This is a genomic window from Stenotrophomonas sp. 109824_Sma, assembly GCF_056480025.1.
In genome coordinates, this window is sequence record NZ_CM151078.1 from 3,477,115 (window position 1) to 3,500,154 (window position 23,040).

Genomic DNA, 23,040 nt, shown 5'->3' on the forward strand with positions numbered 1-23,040 from the left:
TCGCAAAAATGAATGCGGGATCGCTTGACACCCAATCTTGGCTTGTCATCATGTTGTCGGCGCGCAGCATGCGCGTTGCCTAATTCTAACGACGAGGATTTACACAATGAGCATCAACAAGCTGCTGGTCGCGATGTCCCTGGCTCTGGCCCTGGCCGCCTGCTCGAAGCAGGAAGCTGCCCAGGACGCCGCTGCTTCGGCCAACGAAGCCGCCACCGAAGCCCAGGCTGCTGCCGACCAGGCCGCTGCTGCCGGCGCCCAGACCGCCGACGCTGCCCAGCAGGCTGCCAACACCGCCGCCACCGCTGCTGACGCTGCGACCGACGCTGCTGCCAACACCGCTGCTGCTGCCACCGACGCTGCTGCCGGCGCTGCTGCCGACGCTGCCAAGGCTGCCGAAGGCACCGCCGAGAAGGCCAAGGACGCTGCTGAAGAAGCCAAGAAGTAATAACTTCTTTCTTCACGCTGTTCTGGAAAAGCCGCTGGTTCGCCAGCGGCTTTTTCTTTGCGCCGATGCCACCGCACAGCGCAGGCATCGCGACCCCGTCTTCACAACGGCATGAATAGGCTGGCGTCCCCATCCATTGCAGTACTGGAGACCGCCATGAAGATTCGCCCGATCACCACCACGCTGCTGGCCGCCTCCCTGCTGCTGGCCCTGGCCGCCTGCAAGGGCCCGGAAGCCGAACAGGCCAAGCAGGACGCGCAGCAGGCTGCCGACAGCGCCGGCGCGGCTGCCCGCGATGCCGTCGACAAGGCAGCGGAAGCCACCCGCGACGCCGCCGACAAGACCGCTGCAGCCTCCGAGCAGGCCGCCGCCGATACCCAGCAGGCACTGGACAAGGCCGCAGACGCCACCGCCAACGCCGCTGACAAGGCCAAGGTCGCCGCGACCGACGCCGCTGCTCACGCCAGCGACGCCACCGCCAACGCCGCGCAAAAGGTGGCCGACAAGGCCCGCGACGTCGCCAATGACGCGAAGGCGAACGCGGCCAAGGAAGAAGCCAAGCACTAAGGCGTACCGGCAGCCGGGCATGAGCCCGGCGCTACAGGAAAAGCCGCGGCACTGCCGCGGCTTTTCTGCATTTCGCTCTCCGCTCTTTGTGTTGATTCCGTGTTGGACGGCACGGAAACCGTCCAAGGCCGCGCGGGTGGGTTGCGCAGGGGCGTGAGCCGCATGGATGCGGCGACCGAGCTTACATGGACGTACTTGCAGCGCCCCCTGCGCAACCCACCCGCGCGGCCCGCTCACGAAGCAGACGCCGCGCCGCCCACCACGAGGGGCTCCGCCGTTGGCCGCCTCCTACGGCATCGCGCGCACCAGCATCGCCGACAGATCCACGCCCATCGGCAGGGTCCCGAACACCAGCCCATGCTCCCCTTGCAGCCGGCTGCGCACGAACGCCTCTGCCATCGGACTCCGCGCACGCAACAGCAGCGCGGCCTGCAACAACAGCGCAGTGCGCTCGCAGAACAGCCGCGCCTGCGACTCATCCGGTGGCGGCGCCGCTGCCCAACGCTGCAAAGCCGCTGCGTAGCGCGCATCACGATCAGCCACCGCCGCCAGCTCAGCGCGCAGCGCCGCCAGCGTCTCCGGTTCGCGCGCCAGCGCGCGCAGCACGTCCAGGCACTGGATGTTGCCGCTTCCTTCCCAGATCGAATTCAACGGTGCCTGCCGGTACAGCCGTGGCAGCATCGATTCCTCCACATAGCCCGCACCGCCCAGGCATTCCTGTGCTTCATTGACGAAGGCCGGCGCGCGCTTGCACAGCCAGTACTTGCCCAGCGCCGTCCCCACCCGTGCCAATGCAGCTTCGTTGGCATCCACGCCGGCCCGGTCCACCGCACGCGCGATGCGCATCGACAGCACCGTGGCCGCTTCCGACTCCAGTGCCAGGTCGGCCAGCACATTGGTCATCAACGGATGCTCGACCAGCAGCTTGCCGAACGTGCGGCGATGCCGTGCGTGATGCAGCGCCTGCGCAAGCGCCATGCGCATTTCCGCCGCCGCACCCAGCATGCAGTCCAGGCGGGTCATCATCACCATGCCGATGATGGTGGCCACGCCGCGTCCTTCCTCACCCACGCGCCACGCCTGCGCCCCGCAGAACTCGACTTCGCTGGAGGCATTGGCCCAATCGCCGAGCTTGTCCTTCAAGCGCATCAACCGGAAGGCGTTGCGGTCACCGTCGGCCAGCCGGCGCGGCATCAACAGGCAGGTCAGTCCTCCCGGCGCCTGCGCCAGTACCAGGAAGCCATCGCACATCGGTGCGGAAAAGAACCACTTGTGACCGACCAGGCGATAGCGCTCGCCATCGATCGGTTCGGCGCGCGTGCTGTTGGCGCGCACATCCGAGCCTCCCTGCTTTTCGGTCATGCCCATGCCCAACGTGATGCCGGCCTTGTCCGCCACCGGCACATCGCGCGGGTCATAGACCGGTGCTGCGGCCTTGCGTGCCCACTCGGCCAGGTGTGGCTGCGTGTGCAGCACCGCTACTGCCGCATGGGTCATCGTCAACGGGCAACTGGTGCCGGCCTCGGCCTGGTGGTGCAGGTAGCTCAACACCGCACGCGCGACATGCGCGCCGGGTTGCGGCTCGTGCCAGGACAACCCGGCGACGCCGTGCGATTTCGCCGTGCCCATCAACTGGTGATAGGCCGGATGGAACTCCACCGTATCGATGCGATGGCCCTGCGCATCATGCGTGCGCAGGCGCGGCCGATCGCGGTTGGCATCGAAGCCGAGCCGGTACAGCTCGTCACCCGCCAGCCCGCCATAGACCGCCAGCCGCGGCGCGAAGCTGCCAGCACCTTCGCGCTGCACCGCCTCCATCAGCGCCACGTCATCGGTCCACAACTGGCGCCCCGCGAATGGCGGCGGCTGGTTCAGCACCACGTGGGTTTCGTACGGCGCGCTGCTGCTGAAGCTGGGTCCACTCATCCGGTCCGTCCTGGCGGCAAGAGGTGTGCGGTTCGATTGTGCCGCATCGCCTGCCAAGCCCGTGTTCAGGCCGATTCTCACCCTGTGCACGAGCGGCCGGCCACAGTGACCGAATGGCAGTCAACGACGATCTGGTGGTCCTGCGCCCGGAAGGGCTGTACTGCGCCGCCGGTGATTTCCACATCGATCCCTGGCGACCGGTAGCGCGCGCGGTCATCACCCATGGCCACGGCGATCACGCACGCCCCGGCATGGGTGAATACCACTGCAGTGACGGCAGCCTGCCGATCCTGCGCTGGCGCCTGGGCGATGTGCCGGTGCAGGCGCATGCCGAGGGCGTACCGTTCCGCCTGGGCCAGGTGCAGGTGTCGCTGCATCCCGCCGGCCATGTGCTGGGGTCTTCGCAGGTGCGCATCGACGACGGGCGGCAGGTCTGGGTGGCGTCCGGCGACTACAAGCGCCAAGCTGACCCAACCTGTGCGCCATTCGAAGTGGTGTCCTGCGATACCTTCATCACCGAGGCCACCTTCGCCCTGCCGATCTACCGATGGCCGGACACGCCCGCCGTCGCTGCGGAGATCGTGGCGTGGCGCCGCGAATGCGAACAGCGCGGCGAAGCTGCCATCCTGCTGTGCTATGCACTGGGCAAGGCGCAACGGGTGCTGGCCGAACTGCTGCCGCTGGAGGACCGCCCGGCCTGGCTGCACGGTGCCATCGCCAATGGTGTGGAGGTGTACCGGCAGGCCAACGTACCAATGCTGGAGACGCTGGCGGTGGCCGAGCAGGGTCGCCAGCCGGATGCCGCCGGCCAGTTGATCCTCGCCCCGCCCTCGGCCGCCGGCACACCGTGGATGCGCCGCTTCGGTCGCCACCAGCTGGGCTTTGCATCCGGTTGGATGCAGCTGCGCGGCAACCGGCGGCGCCGCAACGTCGATCGCGGTTTCGTCATTTCCGATCACGCCGATTGGCCCGCACTGCTGCAGACCATCGAACAGACCGGCGCGCAGCGGGTGATCGCCACCCATGGCAATACCGATGCGTTGATTCCCTTCCTGCGCGAGCGCGGCGTAGCGGCTGAAGCCTTCCGTACCGATTTCGGGAGCGGGGAATGAAGGCCTTCGCGGCGCTCTACCAGCGGCTGGATCGCAGCACCGCCACGCTGGACAAGCGCGCAGCGCTGATCGATTACTTCCGCCAGGCAGGCGCGCATGATGCGGCGTGGGCGCTGTACCTGCTCAGCGGTGGCAAGGTGGGCGGCGCACGCCGCAAGATCGCCGCCAGCGGCGAACTGCGCGCCTGGATTGCTGAAGAATCCGGCTTGCCGCCATGGCTGGTGGAAGACAGCTATGCGCAGGTCGGTGACCTCGCCGAGACACTGACCCTGCTGCTGGATGATCCACCGCAGCCTTCGCCCGACCGCCCATTGGCCGAATGGATCGAACAGCATCTGCTGGCGGTGGCCAACCAGCCCGAAGCAGTGCGCCGCGCGGCGGTCGTCGCGGGCTGGCAGCAGCTGTACAACAGCGAACGCCTGGTGTTCAACAAGCTGCTGACCGGCGCCCTGCGCGTTGGCGTCTCGCAGCGGCTGGTGCAGCAGGCACTGGCGGAGTGGTCCGGCCTGGACATCGCGCGCATCGCCCAGCGCATGCTGGGCGAGTGGGTGCCCTCGCCCGGACTGCTGGGCCAGCTGCTGTCGCCGGATGAACTACCACTGGACCGGCAGCAACCCTACCCGTTCTTCCTCGCCTCCCCCCTGGAAGGCGACCCTGCCGAACGCCTCGGCCCTGTCGAAGAGTGGCTGCTGGAATGGAAGTGGGATGGCATCCGCCTGCAGCTGCTGCGCCGGCGCGGCGAGGTCGCATTGTGGTCGCGCGGCGAAGAGCGGCTGGATGGCCGCTTCCCCGAAATCGAACAGGCGGCGATGGCGCTTCCCGATGGCTGCGTGCTGGACGGAGAGCTGCTGGCCTGGGACGAAGCCACGGACCTGCCGCGTGCCTTCACCGCGCTCCAGACCCGCATCCAGCGCCGCAAGCCCGGTGCGGCCACCCTGCGCAACACGCCGGTGCGCGTGCTCGCCTATGACCTGCTGGAACACGATGGCGCGGACCTGCGTGAGCTGCCGTTGCGGGAACGGCGTGCACGGCTTGCCGACATCGTCGGTGCCCTGGGTGATGCACGGATCCAGCTCTCACCCGGCGTTGCCGCCGAAGACTGGCCGCAGGCGGCAGCGATGCGTGACATGGCACGCGACCGCGGCGTGGAAGGGCTGATGCTGAAACGTCGTGCCTCGCCCTACCAGGCCGGGCGACGCCGCGGTGACTGGTGGAAATGGAAGGTCGATCCGCTCACCATCGATGCGGTACTCCTGTACGCGCAGGCCGGCCATGGGCGGCGCAGCACGCTGTATACCGACTACACCTTCGGCGTCTGGGACGGCGACACGCTGGTACCGGTAGCCAAGGCCTATTCGGGCCTGGATGACAAGGAAATCCTCGCGCTCGATCGCTGGATCCGCGCCAACACCCGCGAGCGCTTCGGCCCGGTGCGCAGCGTCCGCGCCGAACATGTCTTTGAACTGGGCTTCGAGGCGGTCAACCGCAGCAGCCGGCACAAGTCCGGTATCGCCGTACGCTTTCCACGCATCCTGCGCTGGCGCCACGACAAGCCGGCCAGCGAGGCCGATCAGCTGGCTACCCTGCAGGCGCTGGCGCGATGAACCGCAGCCAGGCACTACGCCGGCTGGAAGACTGGTTCGCGTCGAAAGGCTGGCGCTCGTTACCGTTCCAGCGCGCGATGTGGCGGCGCTATCTCGCCGGCGGATCCGGGTTGCTGCACACCCCCACGGGCAGCGGCAAGACACTGGCGATGTTCGGGGGACCGCTGCTGCAGGCCATGATCGACCCTCCGCCTTCGCCCCGCCGCGCCAGTGCGGTACGCCCGCTGCAGGTGCTGTGGGTGACGCCCTTGCGCGCATTGGCCAGCGACACCGCGCGCGCACTGCAGGCCGTGGTCGATGGGCTCGGGCTTGGATGGCGTGTCGGCCTGCGCAGTGGTGACGCCAGCAACCGCGAACGACGGCAGGCGCGCGAGGGCCGCATCGACGTACTGGTCACCACGCCGGAATCACTGGCGCTGCTGCTGAGCTATGCGGATACGTTGCCGCGCATGCGCCAGCTGCGCTGCGTGGTGGTGGACGAATGGCATGAGCTGCTGGGAAACAAGCGCGGTGTGCTGCTGCAGTTGAATCTGGCCGTGCTACGCGATGCCGCGCCTGCAGTGCAGCTGTGGGGGCTGTCGGCCACGCTGGGCAATCTGGATGAGGCGCGCGACGTGCTGCTGCCCGGACAGCCCGACGCGGCGATCGTGCAGGGCGTGCGCCCGCGCGCGATCAGCGTGCGCAGCCTGCTGCCGGACCCTGGCGAACGTTTCCCCTGGGCGGGGCACCTGGGACTGGCGCAGCTGCCGCGCGTGCTGGATGCGTTGATGCGGGCGCGCAGCAGCCTGCTGTTCACCAACACCCGTGCGCAGGCAGAACTATGGCATCAGGCGCTTGCCGCGGTCTGGCCGGAAGACCAGGGCACGCTTGCGCTGCACCACGGCTCGCTGGATCCGGCGCTGCGCCAACAGGTGGAAGACGGACTGCGCGCGGGCACGCTGCGCTGCGTGGTTGCCACCTCCAGCCTCGACCTCGGCGTGGACTTCCCAGAGGTTGAGCAGGTACTGCAGCTGGGCAGCCCGAAGGGCGTGGCCCGCCTGCGCCAACGCGCTGGACGTGCACGTCACCGCCCGGGCGCCAGCGGTTCCATCCTGTGCGTGCCCAGCCATGCACTGGAGCTGGCCGAATACGCCTCGGTACGCCGTGCGTTGGCCGAAGGCGTGGTCGAAGCACGCAGGCCGCCGACGCTGCCGCTGGATGTGCTGGCCCAGCATGCGGTCAGCCGCGCGCTGGCGGGCGGCTTCGACAGCGCCGCGCTGCTGGCGCAGGTACGGCGTACCCATGCCTTCGCGTCTCTCGGCGACGATCAATGGCAGGCCGTGCTCACGTTCATCGTGCAGGGCGGCCAGGCGCTGGCCCAGTACCCCGATTTCCACAAGGTCGTGCGTGATGCCGATGGCCGGTACCGCATGCACGACCGTCGCCAGGCGCTGCGTCATCGGCTGTCGATCGGCACCATCAGCAGCGATGGCAGCGTGCGCGTGCAGTTCCTGCGCGGCGGCAGCCTGGGCGCCGTAGAAGAACAGTTCGCCAGCCGCCTGCGCCGTGGCGATCGCTTCCAGTTCGCCGGGCGCCTGCTGGAGCTGGTGCAACTACGCGACATGACCGCCTTCGTGCGGCTGGCACGAGGGCGCGGTGATGGTGTGGTGCCACGCTGGCAGGGAGGCCAGTTGCCGCTGTCGATGCCGCTCGGCCGCGAGCTGGAGTGGGTCCTGTCCGGCGCCGACGACAGTGCCGAATCACGCTGGTTGTCCCCCTTGCTGGCACTGCAGCAGCAGTTGTCGGCGCTTCCCGGCCCAGAGCATCTGCTGGTCGAAGAGGTGCGGCGCCGCGAAGGCCAGTTCCTGTTCGTCTACCCTTTTGCCGGCCGTCACGTGCACGAGGCGCTGGCCGCCTTGCTGGCACTGCGCTGTACCCGCCGGCAGCGCAACAGCATCGGCTACGCAGTGAACGATCATGGCCTGGTGCTGGCACCGGCGCAGGCGATTGATCTGGATGCGGCGGAATGGAGGGCGCTGTTCACCACCGATCAGCTGCTGGACGACCTGCGTGCCGCAGTGAACCTGGGCGAGCTGGCGCGGCGCCAGTTCCGTGGCATCGCACGCGTAGCGGGCCTGCTGGTGCCCAGCCTGCCCGGCGGCATGCCGCGATCACTGCGCCAGTTGCAGGCCTCGGCAGGCCTGCTCTTCGACGTACTGCGCGAGCACGATCCTGACCATCTTCTGCTGGCGCTGGCCGAACGCGAGGTGCTGCACGACAGCCTCGATCTGGCCGGACTACAGCAGGTACTGGCAAGGATCGGCACACGGATTCTCTCGATGCAGCGTCCATCGTCACTCACGCCACTGGGCTTCCCGTTGTGGGCCGAACGCCTGCGTGGGCAGTTCAGCAACGAGGACTGGCGTACCCGCGTGCAACGCGCGGCCCTGCAGCTGGAGCGTCGCCATGGCCGATGAACTGCCGCTGCTGCGCGCGGGCGAATCGCTGATTCTGCTTGGCGCGCGTGCACTTTACTGGCCCGCGCGGCAGGCGTTGTTGATCGCCGACCTGCACCTGGGCAAAGCCGATGTATTCCGCCGCGCCGGCATCGCGCTGCCCGCCGGCGGCACCGGCGAAGACCTGCACCGCCTGCAGGGTCTGCTGGACAGGCATGCCTGCCGCGAGCTGTGGATCCTGGGCGACATCCTGCATGGGCCGGCGCATCGCGCCGCCTGCTGGTACCAGCAATGGCTCGGCTGGCGCGAACGCAACATCGCACTGGACGTGCATGTCCTGCGCGGAAATCATGACCTGCAGCTGCCGCATGCCCAGCTGCAGGTACAGATCCACGACGAAGTACGGCTGCAGCCGTTCCTGCTCCGCCATGAGCCGATACCCGATGCAGACCTGCATGTGATCGCCGGACATCTGCATCCGCAGGTCGCCTTGACGCCATTGCGAAGGCGCTTCCCCGCATTCTGGCTGCGTGACAGGATGACGGTGCTGCCGGCCTTTTCCGCGTTCACCGCCGGACTCGTGCCTGTTCCCAACGGTGGCGAACAGATGGTCGCCTGCGTGGAAAACGGCCTGGTGGAACTGCCGGTGGCTTGAATCAAGCCGGACGAACGCCCAGCTGCGGCATCAACTGGAACTCAGGCGTGTCATCTTCACGTCGTCGCGGCAATGCCTGGACCGCCGCCAGCATTTCCTGCGCGCAGGTGCGGATGCGTGCGTGGTGCTCCGCTGGCGCATGACTGATCAGGCTGCCGACATGGAACTCGAACACATCCTCCAGTACGTCGGGCTGGTCCTCGTGCAACATCTGCAACAGTCCGCGCAGCTTGCAGATTTCCGATTCCAGCTCCTCGACCGCGAACAACATGGCGTCCTCCTCTTCAACGACAGGCGGCACGTCCGGGCCGCAACAGGCCGCAACGGCAGCGCCTCCCGGGCCACGCGCGATATTGATCACGGAAAGGAAAACGGGCGACGCGCAATCGCGTGCAACCTACTTCTCGCATATCCGCGGTGAGGCAACCGTTAATTCACGTGACGGCGTACTTCACGCCGTTGCCGCAGCCACGTGTGCGCGAGGCGGTTCGGCCGCAGTGGCCAGCGCATCGATGAAGGCCGGATCCAGCACAAGCGAACCGAACCAGCCATGCTGGGTACCGCTGAGCACGCGCAGCATGTGGCCACGCCCACCCGGCAGGCGCCCCATCGGGCCGAGCAGTACGTCGCGCGCCTTCGCCCAGGCATCGCGGTCGGACTGGAACAGCGGCGTGAGCCAACGGCTCCAGCGCTGGTAGACCGCAACGTGGGCCCTGCGTTGCGCCTGGTAGGCCTGCAATGCAGCGGCACCACCGCCATGCGCGCGCATGGCATCGCGCAGCGCCAACGCATCGAGCAGCGCCATGTTCACGCCCTGCCCCAGCTGCGGGCTCATCGCATGTGCGGCATCGCCGGCCAGCACCATGCGGCCGCAATGCCAACGCGTCATCACAGCGTCGCGGTAGACCGCGCGCGCGAGCTGGCCAGCGTCACGCAGATGCGCGAAGCGTGCACTGGCCTGCGGCCACAGGGTGTGCAGTTCGTCCAGCCAGGGCGTCATGCCCTCCGCCTGCCAACGTTCGAAGTCGGCGCGTGGTAGGCTCCAGAAGAAGCTCAGGCGCGGCGTGTCGTCACCGGGCCGCGTGCCGACCGGCAGCAGCCCGATCATCTTGCGCGCGGCCACGTAGCGCTGCCGCAGCTCCTGCAGGTGCGGCCAGTCTTCGGCCGGCAACAGGCACCACAGCGCACCCCATGGATACACGCGATCCAGCCCGGCACCGCCTTCGATCGTGCCGCGCAACGTCGAGGCCGCGCCATCGGCAGCCACCACCAGGTCGAATGGACCATGCATGCGCCCTTCGCTGTCGCGCAGGCGGCCCTGCTCGGCATCCACCGCGGCAATGGAGACGCCGGCATGCAGCTGGCCCGCACCTGCACGCGCTTGGTCCAGCAACGAGAACAACGCTCCGCGCTGCATGCCGAGGCCGTGCAGGCGCGCATCCAGGCCGTCGTAGCGCATGTCCATCACCGCGCGTTCGCACGGCGTATCGCCATACAGGCGGTGCACCGGCGCGGCATGCGCACGAACTGCATCGAGCAGGCCCATCTGCCACAGCACCTGCAGGCCGCTGGGTTGCAGCAGGAAACCGGCGCCAACCGGCCCCGGCGTGGGCACGCGTTCGAAGATCTCCACCTCGTGGCCATCACGGGTGAGCAGGATGGCCAATGCCTGGCCAGCAGTACCGTAGCCGATCACGGCGATGCGCAGTCGTTCCTTCATGGGCGCATTGTGCCCGAGGTGGGTTGCGAATGGAGAAGGGAGGCCGCGCACGGCATCCACGCATGGCGTGGATCTACTGCGCAAAAAAAACCCCGCCGAAGCGGGGTTTTCAACGCACTGTCGAGTGGATCACTCGGCCGGCGTGATGTTCGAAGCCTGGGCACCCTTCGGGCCCTGGGTCACGTCATAGGTGACACGCTGGCCTTCCTGCAGGCTGCGGAAGCCCTTGGAGTTGATGGCGGAGAAGTGCGCGAACACGTCGGCGCTGCCATCCTCCGGCGAGATGAAGCCAAATCCCTTGGCGTCGTTGAACCACTTGACGGTACCGTTCGGCATGGTGATGCGAGACCTTATGCAATGAATGGGTGGTGTACGCTGAACCCGCGCACAAGCTGAGTATGCAAAGCTTGCTCGGGGAAGACAATCACCCCCGCGCCAATTCGCCCACCAGTTCCGGAAGTCCGTTGCTTGCCGCCTGCACATTGGCCAGCACTTCGGCCATCGTAATCTCCTCGCCATCACCGCAGCCGGCGGCCCAGTTGGCGATGATCGCCAGGCAGGCGTAATCCAGCCCCAGCTCGCGTGCCAGCGCGGCCTCCGGCATGCCGGTCATGCCCACCAGGTCGCAGCCGTCACGGCGCATGCGGGCGATTTCGGCGATGGTCTCCAGGCGCGGGCCCTGTGTTGCGCCATAGCAGCCACCGTCATGGACCGTGACACCGGTCACTTTGGCTGCCGCCAGGATCTTGCTGCGCAGCATCGGCGTGTAGGGATGGCCGAAATCGACGTGGGCCACGTCGGTGCCCTCTTCTTCACAGATCGTGCTGATGCGGCCCCAGGTGTAGTCGATGATCTGGTCCGGGCAGGCCAGCACGCGCGGGCCGAAGTCTTCGGTGATGCCACCCACCGTGTTCAATGCCAGCACCCGCTGCGCGCCCAGCTGCTGCAGCGCGGCCAGGTTGGCACGGTAGTTGATCTTGTGCGGCGGCAGTGAATGCCCCTCGCCATGCCGCGCCAGGAACGCCACGCGATGGCCGAGCAGCGTGCCCACGCGCACCGGGCCGGACGGGCGGCCGAAGCGGGTGTCGACCTCGTGGGTCTGCACGTCGTCAAGCTTGGCCAGGTTGTAGACACCGGTACCGCCGATCACGGCCAGGGCGATCTGTTGCATTCGAAGCACTCCATGAAAAGACGAACGCCGGCACCCGAGGATGCCGGCGATGGAAGAAGACGCGCTGTGGGCGGCTGCGCCGTTATTCCTTCATTGCGTAGATGGCCGGCACGCAGCGCAGGGTCTCGTTGACGTCCATGCCGAAGCCGAACACGTAGCGGTCCGGCAGCTCGATGCCGGCGTAGTCGGCGGTCACGTCCGGCAATGCGCGGTCGTGCTTCTTCACGGTCATCGCGGCGATGCGCACGTCGGTCGCGCCCTGCTCCAGGCACCAGGTGCGCACGCCCTGCAGGGTGTAGCCCTCGTCGAGGATGTCGTCGATCAGCAGCACGCGGCGGCCGAACAGCGAGGTAGCCGGCTTGTGCTTCCAGACCAGGTCGCCGCCGGTGGTTTCACCGCGGTAGCGGGTCGCGTGCAGGTAATCGAACTGCACGTCCTGGCCGCGCGCGCCCAGTTCCAGCGCCAGCTGGCCGGCGAACGGCAGCGCACCATGCATGATCGACAGGAACAGCGGCACCTCGCCCTTGTAATCGCGCGCGATGGCGTCGGCGATACCAGCGATGGCCTTGTCGATGGTGGGGCGGTCGACCAGCAGGTCAGCCTGGGCCAGGGCCTGGGAAATGGTGAGGTTGGGCATCAGACGGTTCTTCCAAGGGTTTCAAGCAGACGGGATTGGGTGTCGCCATGGCGGGCATCGGCCAGCAGGCCGTCCCAGCCGAGCGCGCCGCGGCCCAGCAGGCCGAGCAGCGCAGCAGTATTGAGGGAGCGTCCCTGCACCGCGTGCAGGGCTTCATCGACCAGTTCCGGGTGGCAGACCAGCACCACGTCGCAGCCGGCATCCAGGTGCGCGTGCACGCGTGCCGGCACGCCACCGGCGCTGTGCGAGGCGGCCATGCCGATGTCATCGGAGAACACCACGCCGCGGAAGCCGAGCTCACCGCGCAGGATGTCCTGGATCCAGCGCGGCGAGTAGCCGGCCGGCTCCGGTGCCACCTGCGGATAGATCACGTGGGCCATCATCACTGCATCGGCACCGGCGGCGATGCCGGCCTGGAACGGCACCAGGTCCTGCGCGCGCAGTTCGTCCAGCGCGCGCGGATCGATCGCAGTATCGACGTGGGTGTCTTCCAGCACGGTGCCGTGGCCGGGGAAATGCTTGAGCGTGGCGGCCATGCCGACCGCATGCATGCCACGCACATAGGCGGCGGTGAACGCGGCTACCACCTGCGGGTCTTCACTGAAGGCGCGGTTGCCGATGGCGCGGTTGCCGCGGCCAAGGTCGACCACCGGCGCGAAGCTCAGGTCCAGGCCGCTGGCGCGCACTTCGCTGGCCATCAGCCAGGCGTGCTGCTCGGCCAGGGCCAGGGCCTGCTGCGGGTCGGTGGCGTACAGTGCACCGATGTCCTGCAGCGGCGGCAGCTCGCTGTAGCCTTCGCGGAAGCGCTGCACGCGACCGCCTTCCTGGTCCACGCAGATCAACTGCGGGCGCGGGGCAGCGGCACGGATCGCCGCGCTCAGATCGGTCACCTGCTGGCGCGAGGCGAAGTTGCGCTTGAACAGCACCACCCCGGCCACGGCATCGTGCTGCAGCCAGTCACGTTCCTGGGCGGTCAGTTCGGTGCCGGCAACGCCGATCAGCAGCATGGTCGATCTCCACAACGCGCGCCCGGATGGCGCAGTGCCGCATTGTCGCAGAACCGGCCGACAGGCGCAGTGGTCAAGGCAAAAGCGAGGTGTGGGGTCAGATCCCCACAGGGGCTCTGACCCCGATCTGCTCAGACCTTGCAGCCGTCCGGGCCGCAGGCCTCGTCGCCGTCAGCCGGGGTGGCCGGGGCGCCCTGTTCGGCCGCGATCTGCTGCAGGGCCTGGGCGAACGCTTCCGGCGGCTGGGCCCCGGAAATGGCCCACTTCCCATCGATGACGAAGGTCGGCACCGAGGAAATGCCCAATGCATGGGCCTGTGCAAGCTTGGCTTCGACCTCGGCCAGGCCGCGGTCGGAGGCCAGCATCTGCGCGATTTCACCACCGTCCAGGCCGCCCGCCACGCCGGCCTTCACCAGCACCGCGGTATCGGCCAGATTCTGGCCATGCTCGAAGTGGGCACGGAACAGTGCTTCGCCGACTGCATCCTGCACGCCGTGCTCGCCGGCCAGCCACAACACCCGATGCGCCGGCAGCGTGGTCACCCGCACCTGGCCCTGGCTGAAATCCATCGGCAGGCCCTCGCCCCGCGCGGTGGTCTGGGTCTGGCCGAGGATCTGCTCGGTGCGCTCGACGCCACCGAACTTGCGCACATAGGCCTCGCGCAGCGGCACCGGAGTGTCGTCCGCGTCCGGGTCCAGCTGGAACGGCTGCCAGTGGATATCGAGTTCAGGCGCGTTGGCGCCCAGCAACTGCACACCCTGCTGGAAGCGATGCTTGCCGATCCAGCACCAGGGGCAGACCACGTCGGAGTAGATGTCGATTCTCATCCCCACCACATGGGGCCCGCCTCCCTCGAAAAAAGGGGACGGAGGGGATTAAGTCGTTTCCAGCACAGCTGGGGTAAAGACGACTTAATCCCCTCCGTCCCCTTTTTGGGGGCTTCACCACTGTGAATAGGGGTGACTGGCCAGCGCGACGTTGTAGTAGCGCGCATCGTCGGTGACTTCGGCACCCACCCAGTCCGGCAGGTCGATCGCCTGGTCGGCGCTGTCCAGCTCGACTTCGGCCACCACCAGGCCGGCGTTGTCGCCGAGGAACTCGTCCACTTCCCAGGTCAGGCCGGCGTGTTCGACCAGATGGCGGCGCTTGTCGATCAGGCCCCCCACGCACAACGCCAGCAGTGCGCGTGCATCGTCCACCGGGATCGGATAATCGAACTCCTGGCGGGTATGGCCGATGGTGCGCGACTTCAGGTTCAGCGCGGCGTGGTCGCCTTCGATGCGCACGCGCACCGACGCGTTCTGGGTGCCACGATCGAGCGCGCCCATGTCGTTGATGTAGCCCTGCGCCATCGGGATCACCCGGTGCGCGGCGGTACGCCAGCCATCGCTGCTGACGAGGAATTTGCGTTCGATTTCAATGCCCATCGCGCCATTATGCGCGATGGGCATGACAGCCGATCAGCGCTTCTCGAACACCGCGATGCTTTCCACGTGCGCGGTGTGCGGGAACATGTCCATGGCACCGGCGCTGACCAGGGTAAAGCCCTGTTCGTTGACCAGGTAGCCGGCATCGCGCGCCAGCGAGCCCGGGTGGCAGCTGACGTAGACGATGCGCTTGAACTGCTTCAGCGGCAGCTGCTGCAGCACTTCGATCGCGCCCGAGCGCGGCGGGTCCAGCAGCAGCTTGTCGAAGCCCTGGCGCATCCACGCGGTGCTGCGCTGGTCCTGGGTCAGGTCGGCGCTGAAGAACTGCGCGTTGGCCAGGCCGTTGCGCTCGGCGTTCTCTCGCGCACGCGCCACCAGGCCGGCATCGCCTTCCACGCCGACCACCTCGCGCACGCGGCGGGCCAGCGGCAGGGTGAAGTTGCCCAGGCCGCAGAACAGGTCCAGCACGCGCTCGTCCTCACCCGGTTCCAGCAGGTCCAGGGCGTGGGCGATCATCTTCTCGTTGAGCTTGGCATTAACCTGGATGAAGTCCAGCGGGCGGAACGCCAGCTCGACATCCCACGGCGCCAGACGGAACGACAGCGGCACGCCCTGCCCGTCCAGCGGCTGCACGGTGTCCACGCCGCCGGACTGCAGGTAGATCACGAAGCCATGCTGCTGGCCGAAGGCCGCCCAGGCCGCGCGGTCGGTATCGCTGAGCGGCTGCAGGTGGCGCACGGTCAGGACCACGGCCTGGTCGCCAGCGATGAATTCGATCTGCGGGATGTCACGCTTGCCATCGAGCGATTCGATGAAGGTGGACAGCGCCTCGACCTTGGTGCCGATCTCGGGGATCACGGTCAGGCACTGGCTGAGGTCGGCGACGAAGCGCGGATCCTGTTCACGGAAGCCGACCAGGGTCTTGTCCTTCTTTTCGACCCGACGCACCGAGAAGCGACCCTTACGGCGGTAGCCCCAGCTCTCACCGACCAGCGGCGCCAGCACGGTGCCCGGCTTCACATGGCCGATCCGCTCCAGGTTGTCCATCAGCACGCGCTGCTTGGCGACGATCTGCTGGTCCTCGTCCAGGTGCTGCAGCACGCAACCGGCGCAGGTACCGAAATGAGGGCACTTGGGGCTCACCCGCTGCGGCGAGGCCTGCAGCACCTCCACGGTGCGCGCCTCGTCGAAATGGCGGCTGCGGGCGGTCTGTTCAGCCATCACCACCTCGCCGGGCAGGGCGCCACTGACGAAGGTGACCTTGCCGCCCTCGCCTTCACGGCGGGCGACACCGCGACCATCATGGCTGAGGTCGAGGATCTCGGTCTGGAATGGGGTACGGTCGGTGCGGGAGCGGGATCGGGCCACGTGGCAACAGGCTGCGGGCAAAAATGGGGGCGTATTGTCGCAGATCCTGACCGGCGGGGCCCGGACCCGCTTGCGCCCGTGGCCGCCGTGCTTGATGATTGGGACAGCTGACATGGAGGCAGCCCTGATGCAGATGACCCCGCGGGCCGCACGGCCCCGCTTCCTGCTTGTCGAGGACGACATCATCAGCCGCGGTTTTTTCAAGGCGGCGTTGGAAACGTTACCGGCGGATGTGGATACCGCAGATTCGCTGGCCAGCGCCCTGGCCAGTGCCGAACCCGGCGCGCACGACCTGTGGCTGATCGACGTCAACCTGCCGGATGGCAATGGCGCGCAGCTGCTGCGTGAGCTGCGCCGTTCACACCCCGACACGCCGGCGCTGGCACATACCGCCGACGGCGATACCTCCATCCACGCCCGCCTGCGCGAAGCCGGTTTCAGCGACACCCTGGTCAAGCCACTGGGCCGCGACCAGCTGCTGAAGGCGGTGCGCCGTGCGCTGGTCAACAGCCCGGCGGGAATCTTCGTGGCACAGGCCCCGGCCGCGGTCGAGCTGGCCGTGCAGGACTGGGACGAGACCGCAGCCCTGGCCGCGCTCAATGGCCAGCGCAACCACCTGATCGCCCTGCGCGAGCTGTTCCTGGCCGAGTTGCCGGGCGTGCGTGATGCGGTGGAGCAGGCGGTGGACCAGCACGACGAGCGCCAGCTGCGCAGTCAGCTGCACCGGTTGCAGGCGAGCTGTGGCTTCGTGGGGGCGGCACGGTTGGGACGGGCGGTGCGCCAGCTGCATCATGCGCCCGAGTCCGGGCAGGCCCAGGATGGATTCCGCGCCGCGGTGGCTGCCCTGCTGCACTGAGGGTTGCTCGGCAGGGCTTGCAGCCCTGCACCTGCAGATGCTTCAAGCCAGGGCAACACCAAGGGCCAGAGCCAGAGCGGCTCTGGCTTTCTGCTTGTTGGGCGGGGCGGTGTGGATTGGCAGGACACGCCGTAAACCCCGCTCCGCGGTCCGGCCCAGCCGCTGGCGGCTGTGCGTTCGGGCGCTTGCGAAGCAGTGCTTCGCAAGCAAAGCGCCCTCACCCCTGGGGGCTCGATGGCGCCATCCATGGCGCCAACGGTCCTGCCAACCCACACCGCCCCACCCCCGACAGATTCCGTGTGACGGCTGGTAGATCCACGCCATGCGTGGATGAATCTCTGTCAGATATCGAACTCCAAATTGGGGTCGGATCCGTTTTCCTTCGGAAAACGGATCTGACCCCGTCGGCACGTCCAACAGCTCGCGAGAAACTGTCGAAGGCGGGGTGGGTCCGGTTGCAGGAGTGTCCGCGGCATGGATGCCGCGGCCAAGCCCCCATGGGTGAGGGCGCTTTGCTTGCGAAGCACTGCTTCGCAAGCGCCCGAACGCACAGCCGCCAGCGGCTGGGCCGGACCGCGGAGCGGGGTTTACGGCGTCTCCCGCAACCGGACCCACCCCGCCTACCCACAGATAGCCAGCTTTTGCAGTTGACGTTGACGTTGATTCAGCGGGTGCAGGGCTGCAAGCCCTGCCGAACACCCCTCAACGCCTGGGCGCGAGCTGCTCGAGCATTTCCCAGGACTTCAGGCCGCGCGGCCCCAGGTGATGGGCCAGCACCCGCCGCATCGGCAGGCGCAGGCTGGCCAGGTCGGCGGCATCCGGCTCTTCATCTGCCGCCAAAGCCAGCAGCGCCGAGCCAGTGGCCGCTGCCCGGCGTTCCCCGCCGCGCTCACTCAGCAGGCGCTGCGCGCCCTCCTGCGGATCCAGTTCGTAGCGCGCCGCCGGGTCGATCGGCTGGCCATCGCTGGCACTGTCCAACTCGAAGCCCAGCCCCAGTGCGGACAGCAGTTCGCGTTCAAAACGGCGCAGTGTCCAGGCCAGACCAGCGCCCACCGCCAGCCGCGCGCGTGCCTCGCCATAGGCGAGATACAGTTCCGGCAGCGGGTCCTGGCGCGGAGCCAGGCGCAGGGTCAGTTCACTCAGGTAGAAGCCGGCCAGCATCGCCTGGCCGACCAGGCGTGGCGCCGCATCCAATGCCTCTGCACCACGCAGCTGGGCCAGTTCACCCCGCTGCTGGGCACTGAAGCGGATCCACTGCAACGGCTGCAGGGCAGCACGCAGCACCTGACCCTTTGCGGTGGACACGCCACGCGCGAGCAGGCCGATACGGCCATGCTGCGCGCTCAACACTTCGACCAGCAGGCTGGTCTCGCGGTAGGCCCGTGCGTGCAGCACGAAGCCGGTGTCGTCCTCGATCATCATCGAAGCGACCGCAACGCGTTACTCGTAACCGAAGGCCTTCAGCGCGGCCTCGTCGTCGGACCAGCCTTCACGCACGCGCACCCAGGTTTCCAGGAACACCTTGGCCCCGAACAGACGCTCCATCTGCAGGCGGGACTTGGCGCCGATCTCCTTCAGGCGGGCGCCGCCCTTGCCGATCACGATGGCCTTCTGGCCCTCGCGCTCGACCCAGATCACCGCACCGATGCGCAGCAGGTTGCCATCCTCGGTGAAGCGCTCGATCTCGACGGTGGTGGCGTACGGCAGTTCCTCGCCGAGCTGGCGCATGAGCTGCTCGCGCACCAGTTCACCAGCCAGGAAACGCTGGCTGCGGTCGGTGATCTCGTCCTCGCCGAACATCGGCGGGGCTTCCGGCAGCAGCTTCAGCACGTCGCGCACCAGCGCTTCCAGGCCGTTGCGCTTCTGCGCGGAGATCGGGTGCACGGCGGCGAAATCCCGGCCTTCGGTCACCTGCTGCAGGAACGGCAGCAGCGCGCCCTTTTCCTTCAGGCGATCGATCTTGTTGACCACCAGAACGACCGGAATGCCGGCGTCACGCAGCACATTGAACGCCAGGCTGTCCTCTTCATCCCAGCGACCGGCTTCGATCACCAGCAGGCCGGCATCGACGCCTTCCAGCGAACCGCGCGCGGCGCGGTTCATCACCCGGTTCATCGCCCGCTTCTGCACCTTGTGCAGGCCGGGGGTGTCGACCAGCACCAGCTGGCCTTCCGGATAGGTGGCGATGCCCAGCAGGCGATGGCGCGTGGTCTGCGGGCGGTTGGAGACGATGCTGACCTTGGCGCCGACCAGGGCATTGGTCAGGGTCGACTTGCCCACGTTCGGGCGGCCGATGACGGCCACGCTGCCGCAATGATGGGGAGTTTGTTCGCTCACTTGGAATCCAGTTGTTCTAGGACGGCCGCAGCCGCCTGTTGTTCGGCAAGCCGCCGCGAGGCGCCTTCGCCCTCGGTGCTGGCGGCCGGGTCGGCTACGTTGCAGCGTACCCGGAAGTGCTTGGCGTGGTCGTCACCGGATTCTGACACCAGTTCATACTGCGGCAACGCCTTCTGTCGGGCCTGCAGCCATTCCTGCAGGCGGGTCTTAGGGTCCTTCTCGGGCCGGCCGGAGGCCGGCAGTGCCTCGATCGAAGCGCTGAACCAGGGCAGTACCACCGCCCGGCAGGCCTCGAAGCCGGCATCCAGGTAGATCGCAGCCACCACGGCTTCCACCGCGTCGGCCAGGATCGAATCACGACGATGGCCGCCGGACTTCATTTCGCCCGGGCCCAGGATCAGTCGATCGCCCAGTTCCAGGGTGCGCCCGATCACCGCCAGCGCGCCTTCACGCACCAGCTCGGCGCGGGCACGGGTCATCGCGCCTTCGTCAGCCTTGGGCCAGCGTTGGTACAACGCCTCGGCCGCCATCATGTTGACGATGCTGTCGCCCAGGAATTCCAGGCGCTCGTTGTGTGGCGCACCGGCACTGCGATGCGTCAGCGCCTGCTTCAGCAGCGCCGGGTCGCGGAAGGGATGACCGATCAGGTCACCACGTTGGAAAGGTTTATTCGGCACCGCTTCGGGTCAGGTCCTGGGATGAATCGAATTTGCCAACCACGTCCAGGTTGCCGACCAGCGGACGGCGCACTTCGTAGTTGACCTTGAGGGTCCAGCCATTGTCGCGACGGTCGAACTTCACGTTGGCCGGCTTCACGTTTTCCGAGTAGTTGATGTACAGGCGCTTGAAGAACAGATCCTGGATCCGGGCCGGCTCCATGCTGCCCACCCCAGGCTCCTTGGCCAGGCTCTTCATCGCCGAGCGCACCGCGTAATACTCCTGGTACATCGGGAACAGCTTCATGCCGATGTAAAGGAAGAAACCGACCACGATCAGGACCGCCAGGAACGAGGTCAGGGTCATGCCACGCTGCGTGTTCATCGTCTTCATTGCGTTCTCCCCAGATACGCGTTGGATGTGAAAATACTCGGTTGGTGCCCGATCAGTTGATGCTCGAGCCGATCCGCGACGGCTCGAAGCCATCCTTGCAGAACCAGCCCTGGCAGTTCAGCCAGATCAGGAAGGCCTTGCCGCGCAGGTTTTCTTCCGGCAGCAGGCCCCAGAAACGGCCGTCGTCGCTGTTGTCACGGTTGTCGCCCATCACCAGGTACTTGCCGGCCGGCACGGTCCACTGGCCCTGGCCACGCGGGTAGTCGGTCTCCAGCACGGTGTGGGTACGGCCCGGCAGGTGCTCGACCAGCAGGTTGGCGCCCTCGCCCTGGCCCTTGTGGCCGGCATAGATGCCCTTGTTGTCGTACTTCAGCGGTTCGCCGTTGAGGATCACGCCGTCGCCTTCGAAGACCACGGTGTCACCCGGCACGCCGATCACGCGCTTGATGAAGTTCTCGCCCTTGGCCGGGTCGTTGTCGCTGTGGCCGGGGAAGTGGAACACCACCACGTCACCGCGCGACGGCTCGCCGAACGGCACGATCTTGGTGTTGCTGATCGGCAGGCGCAGGCCGTAGGAGAACTTGTTGACCAGGATGAAATCGCCGATCAGCAGGTTCGGCATCATCGAGCTGGACGGGATCTTGTACGGCTCGGCGATGAAACTGCGCACGATCAGCACGATCGCCAGCACCGGGAAGAACGCACGCGAATAATCCACCAGCACCGGCTCGGAATCGAGCAGGCCCGCGCGCTGGGCGCGACGCTTGGCGAGATACAGCTTGTCCGCGAGCAGGATCAGGCCCGAGGCCAGGGTCAGCACGACCAGGAGGATCTCAAACAGTTTCATTCAGGGTCCTTTGCAACGTCACCAGACGACCGGCCCGCAGGGCCGGTGCGGGCTTACTTGTTGTCCATCTGCAGGACGGCCAGGAACGCTTCCTGCGGAATCTCCACGCGTCCGACCTGCTTCATGCGCTTCTTGCCTTCCTTCTGCTTTTCCAGAAGCTTCTTCTTGCGCGAAACGTCGCCACCATAGCACTTGGCCAGCACGTTCTTGCGCATGGCCTTGACCGTGGTGCGGGCGATGATCTGCGAGCCGACGGCGGCCTGGATGGCCACGTCGAACATCTGGCGCGGGATCAGGTCCTTCATCTTCTCGCACAGCTCGCGGCCGCGGCGATCGGCATGGCTGCGGTGCACGATCAGCGACAGCGCATCGACCTTGTCGCCATTGATCAGCACGTCCACGCGTACGAACGGGCCCGCGTCGAAGCGCACGAAGTGGTAGTCCAGCGAGGCATAGCCACGGCTGACCGACTTCAGCTTGTCGAAGAAGTCCAGCACCACTTCGGCCATCGGCAGCTCGTAGCTGATCTGCACCTGGCTGCCCAGGTAGTTGATGCCGATCTGGCTGCCGCGCTTTTCTTCGCACAGCTTGATGATGTTGCCGATGTACTCCTCGGGGGTGAGCACGTTGGCACGGATGATCGGCTCGCGGATCTCCTCGACCTGGTTCACCGGCGGCAGCTTGGCCGGGTTGTCCATGTTGATGATCGAGCCATCGGTCTTCAGGACTTCATACACCACCGTCGGCGCGGTGCTGATCAGGTCCAGGTTGTATTCGCGCTCCAGGCGCTCCTGCACGATTTCCATGTGCAGCATGCCAAGGAAGCCGCAACGGAAGCCGAAGCCCATCGCTTCGGAGCTTTCCGGCTCGAAACGCAGCGCGGCATCGTTCAGGCGCAGCTTGTCCAGCGCTTCGCGCAGGTCCGGGTAGTCTTCGGCATCAACCGGGAACAGGCCGGCGAACACGCGCGGCTGCATTTCCTGGAAGCCCGGCAGCGGCTTCGGCGCCGGGTCGCCGGCCAGGGTGAGGGTGTCGCCGACCGGCGCACCGTGCACGTCCTTGATGCTGGCGGTGACCCAGCCCACTTCACCGGCACGCAGCGCCGGCAGCACCTTGCGCTTCGGGGTGAACACGCCGACGTTGTCGACCTGGTGGTTGCGGCCGGTCGACATCACCTGCAGCTTGTCACCGGCCTTGATCTCGCCCTGCATCACGCGCACCAGCGAGACCACGCCCAGGTAGTTGTCGAACCACGAGTCGATGATCAGCGCCTGCAGCTTGTCGGTGTCGCGCGGTGCCGGCGGCGGGATGCGATGGACGATCGCTTCCAGCACGTCCTGCACGTTGAGGCCGGTCTTGGCGCTGACCGGCACGGCGTCGGAGGCGTCGATGCCGATCACGGCCTCGATCTCGGCCTTGGCGCGCTCGATATCGGCGGTGGGCAGGTCGATCTTATTGATCACCGGCACCACTTCCAGGCCCTGCTCCACCGCGGTGTAGCAGTTGGCCACCGACTGCGCTTCCACGCCCTGGGCCGCGTCGACCACCAGCAGCGCGCCTTCGCAGGCGGCCAGCGAGCGGCTGACTTCATAGGAGAAGTCGACGTGGCCGGGGGTATCGATGAAGTTCAGGTGGTAGGTCTGCCCGTCCTTGGCCACGTACGGCAGTGACACCGACTGCGCCTTGATCGTGATGCCACGCTCGCGCTCGATCGGGTTGGAATCGAGCACCTGCGCTTCCATCTCGCGGGCCTGCAGGCCACCGCAGAGCTGGATGATGCGGTCGGCCAGCGTGGACTTGCCGTGGTCGACATGGGCGATGATGGAGAAGTTGCGGATGTTCCGCATCGAATCAGAAGACATAGGTGGCGGCG

The 23,040-nt window shown here is 67.1% G+C and carries 23 protein-coding genes; 7 read left to right on the forward strand and 16 right to left on the reverse strand.

Annotated features, from left to right (window positions below):
• The first annotated feature begins 106 nt into the window (after positions 1 to 106).
• Both ACZK1G_RS16490 and ACZK1G_RS16495 read left to right on the forward strand, forming a co-directional pair.
• Positions 107 to 448: a hypothetical protein gene (locus ACZK1G_RS16490; protein WP_014038070.1), complete on the forward strand. Its 342-nt coding sequence runs from the start codon at positions 107 to 109 to the stop codon at positions 446 to 448.
• 156 nt (positions 449 to 604) lie between these two features.
• Positions 605 to 1,015 carry a hypothetical protein gene (locus ACZK1G_RS16495; RefSeq protein WP_049447096.1) on the forward strand — a complete coding sequence of 137 codons (411 nt, stop codon included), beginning with the start codon at positions 605 to 607 and terminating at the stop codon, positions 1,013 to 1,015.
• A gap of 288 nt (positions 1,016 to 1,303) precedes the next feature.
• On the opposite strand, the gene ACZK1G_RS16500 is transcribed toward ACZK1G_RS16495, so the two are convergent.
• On the reverse strand, positions 1,304 to 2,941 hold the full coding sequence (locus ACZK1G_RS16500; RefSeq protein WP_101765902.1) for an acyl-CoA dehydrogenase family protein: 1,638 nt from the start codon (positions 2,939 to 2,941) through the stop codon (positions 1,304 to 1,306).
• Between the two features lie 113 nt (positions 2,942 to 3,054).
• On the opposite strand from ACZK1G_RS16500, the gene ACZK1G_RS16505 reads away from it, so the two are divergent.
• The 4 genes from ACZK1G_RS16505 to pdeM are packed head-to-tail and all read left to right on the forward strand — an operon-like array spanning position 3,055 to position 8,747.
• Entirely contained in the window at positions 3,055 to 4,053 is a 999-nt protein-coding gene (locus ACZK1G_RS16505) for a ligase-associated DNA damage response exonuclease (RefSeq protein ID WP_197622205.1), read from the forward strand.
• Positions 4,050 to 5,657: an ATP-dependent DNA ligase gene (locus tag ACZK1G_RS16510; RefSeq protein WP_049447092.1), complete on the forward strand. Its 1,608-nt coding sequence runs from the start codon at positions 4,050 to 4,052 to the stop codon at positions 5,655 to 5,657. Before ACZK1G_RS16505 ends, ACZK1G_RS16510 begins: the two co-directional genes overlap by 4 nt.
• Positions 5,654 to 8,113, forward strand: a complete 2,460-nt coding sequence (locus ACZK1G_RS16515) for a ligase-associated DNA damage response DEXH box helicase (protein WP_101765904.1) — start codon at positions 5,654 to 5,656, stop codon at positions 8,111 to 8,113. The genes ACZK1G_RS16510 and ACZK1G_RS16515 overlap by 4 nt, the downstream gene beginning before the upstream one ends.
• Complete coding sequence (pdeM, locus tag ACZK1G_RS16520; protein ID WP_101765905.1) at positions 8,103 to 8,747, forward strand: ligase-associated DNA damage response endonuclease PdeM; 645 nt, start codon at positions 8,103 to 8,105, stop codon at positions 8,745 to 8,747. Before ACZK1G_RS16515 ends, pdeM begins: the two co-directional genes overlap by 11 nt.
• 1 nt (position 8,748) lies before the next feature.
• Here pdeM and ACZK1G_RS16525 read toward each other — a convergent pair whose 3' ends face one another.
• The 9 genes from ACZK1G_RS16525 to rlmD all read right to left on the reverse strand — a co-directional run bounded on the left by ACZK1G_RS16525 (position 8,749) and on the right by rlmD (position 16,077).
• Positions 8,749 to 9,018, reverse strand: coding sequence for a hypothetical protein (locus ACZK1G_RS16525; RefSeq protein ID WP_014038076.1), 270 nt, complete (start codon positions 9,016 to 9,018; stop codon positions 8,749 to 8,751).
• 180 nt (positions 9,019 to 9,198) lie between these two features.
• A complete protein-coding gene (locus ACZK1G_RS16530) occupies positions 9,199 to 10,467 on the reverse strand; it encodes an FAD-dependent oxidoreductase (RefSeq protein ID WP_101765906.1) in 1,269 nt (422 codons plus the stop codon).
• A gap of 129 nt (positions 10,468 to 10,596) precedes the next feature.
• Positions 10,597 to 10,803: a cold-shock protein gene (locus ACZK1G_RS16535; protein WP_005410590.1), complete on the reverse strand. Its 207-nt coding sequence runs from the start codon at positions 10,801 to 10,803 to the stop codon at positions 10,597 to 10,599.
• Positions 10,804 to 10,891: 88 nt separating this feature from the next.
• The gene (locus ACZK1G_RS16540) at positions 10,892 to 11,638 is read right to left on the reverse strand and encodes an S-methyl-5'-thioinosine phosphorylase (protein ID WP_101765907.1); all 747 of its coding nucleotides are present in this window, start codon (positions 11,636 to 11,638) and stop codon (positions 10,892 to 10,894) included.
• Positions 11,639 to 11,720: 82 nt separating this feature from the next.
• Positions 11,721 to 12,275 carry a hypoxanthine-guanine phosphoribosyltransferase gene (locus ACZK1G_RS16545; RefSeq protein WP_014038078.1) on the reverse strand — a complete coding sequence of 185 codons (555 nt, stop codon included), beginning with the start codon at positions 12,273 to 12,275 and terminating at the stop codon, positions 11,721 to 11,723.
• Positions 12,275 to 13,282: a beta-N-acetylhexosaminidase gene (nagZ, locus tag ACZK1G_RS16550; protein ID WP_049447084.1), complete on the reverse strand. Its 1,008-nt coding sequence runs from the start codon at positions 13,280 to 13,282 to the stop codon at positions 12,275 to 12,277. Before nagZ ends, ACZK1G_RS16545 begins: the two co-directional genes overlap by 1 nt.
• A gap of 131 nt (positions 13,283 to 13,413) precedes the next feature.
• Positions 13,414 to 14,109: a DsbA family oxidoreductase gene (locus ACZK1G_RS16555; RefSeq protein ID WP_101765908.1), complete on the reverse strand. Its 696-nt coding sequence runs from the start codon at positions 14,107 to 14,109 to the stop codon at positions 13,414 to 13,416.
• Between the two features lie 114 nt (positions 14,110 to 14,223).
• The gene (locus ACZK1G_RS16560; protein ID WP_049447080.1) at positions 14,224 to 14,709 is read right to left on the reverse strand and encodes a CYTH domain-containing protein; all 486 of its coding nucleotides are present in this window, start codon (positions 14,707 to 14,709) and stop codon (positions 14,224 to 14,226) included.
• 33 nt (positions 14,710 to 14,742) lie between these two features.
• Positions 14,743 to 16,077, reverse strand: coding sequence for a 23S rRNA (uracil(1939)-C(5))-methyltransferase RlmD (rlmD, locus tag ACZK1G_RS16565; protein ID WP_101765909.1), 1,335 nt, complete (start codon positions 16,075 to 16,077; stop codon positions 14,743 to 14,745).
• Between the two features lie 127 nt (positions 16,078 to 16,204).
• On the opposite strand from rlmD, the gene ACZK1G_RS16570 reads away from it, so the two are divergent.
• A complete protein-coding gene (locus ACZK1G_RS16570; RefSeq protein WP_014647994.1) occupies positions 16,205 to 16,933 on the forward strand; it encodes a response regulator in 729 nt (242 codons plus the stop codon).
• A gap of 702 nt (positions 16,934 to 17,635) precedes the next feature.
• Here ACZK1G_RS16570 and recO read toward each other — a convergent pair.
• The 6 genes from recO to lepA are packed head-to-tail and all read right to left on the reverse strand — an operon-like array spanning position 17,636 to position 23,014.
• Positions 17,636 to 18,355 (reverse strand): DNA repair protein RecO, encoded by a 720-nt coding sequence (recO, locus tag ACZK1G_RS16575; RefSeq protein ID WP_049447075.1) that lies wholly within the window; start codon positions 18,353 to 18,355, stop codon positions 17,636 to 17,638.
• 18 nt (positions 18,356 to 18,373) lie between these two features.
• Entirely contained in the window at positions 18,374 to 19,270 is an 897-nt protein-coding gene (gene era, locus ACZK1G_RS16580) for a GTPase Era (protein ID WP_005410599.1), read from the reverse strand.
• Positions 19,267 to 19,947, reverse strand: coding sequence for a ribonuclease III (rnc, locus tag ACZK1G_RS16585; RefSeq protein ID WP_046431951.1), 681 nt, complete (start codon positions 19,945 to 19,947; stop codon positions 19,267 to 19,269). The genes era and rnc overlap by 4 nt, the downstream gene beginning before the upstream one ends.
• Positions 19,937 to 20,320 (reverse strand): DUF4845 domain-containing protein, encoded by a 384-nt coding sequence (locus tag ACZK1G_RS16590; protein WP_014038086.1) that lies wholly within the window; start codon positions 20,318 to 20,320, stop codon positions 19,937 to 19,939. Before ACZK1G_RS16590 ends, rnc begins: the two co-directional genes overlap by 11 nt.
• A 52-nt stretch (positions 20,321 to 20,372) precedes the next feature.
• The gene (lepB, locus tag ACZK1G_RS16595; RefSeq protein ID WP_014038087.1) at positions 20,373 to 21,167 is read right to left on the reverse strand and encodes a signal peptidase I; all 795 of its coding nucleotides are present in this window, start codon (positions 21,165 to 21,167) and stop codon (positions 20,373 to 20,375) included.
• A 53-nt stretch (positions 21,168 to 21,220) separates the two neighbouring features.
• Positions 21,221 to 23,014 (reverse strand): translation elongation factor 4, encoded by a 1,794-nt coding sequence (lepA, locus tag ACZK1G_RS16600; protein WP_014038088.1) that lies wholly within the window; start codon positions 23,012 to 23,014, stop codon positions 21,221 to 21,223.
• Positions 23,015 to 23,040: the final 26 nt, after the last annotated feature.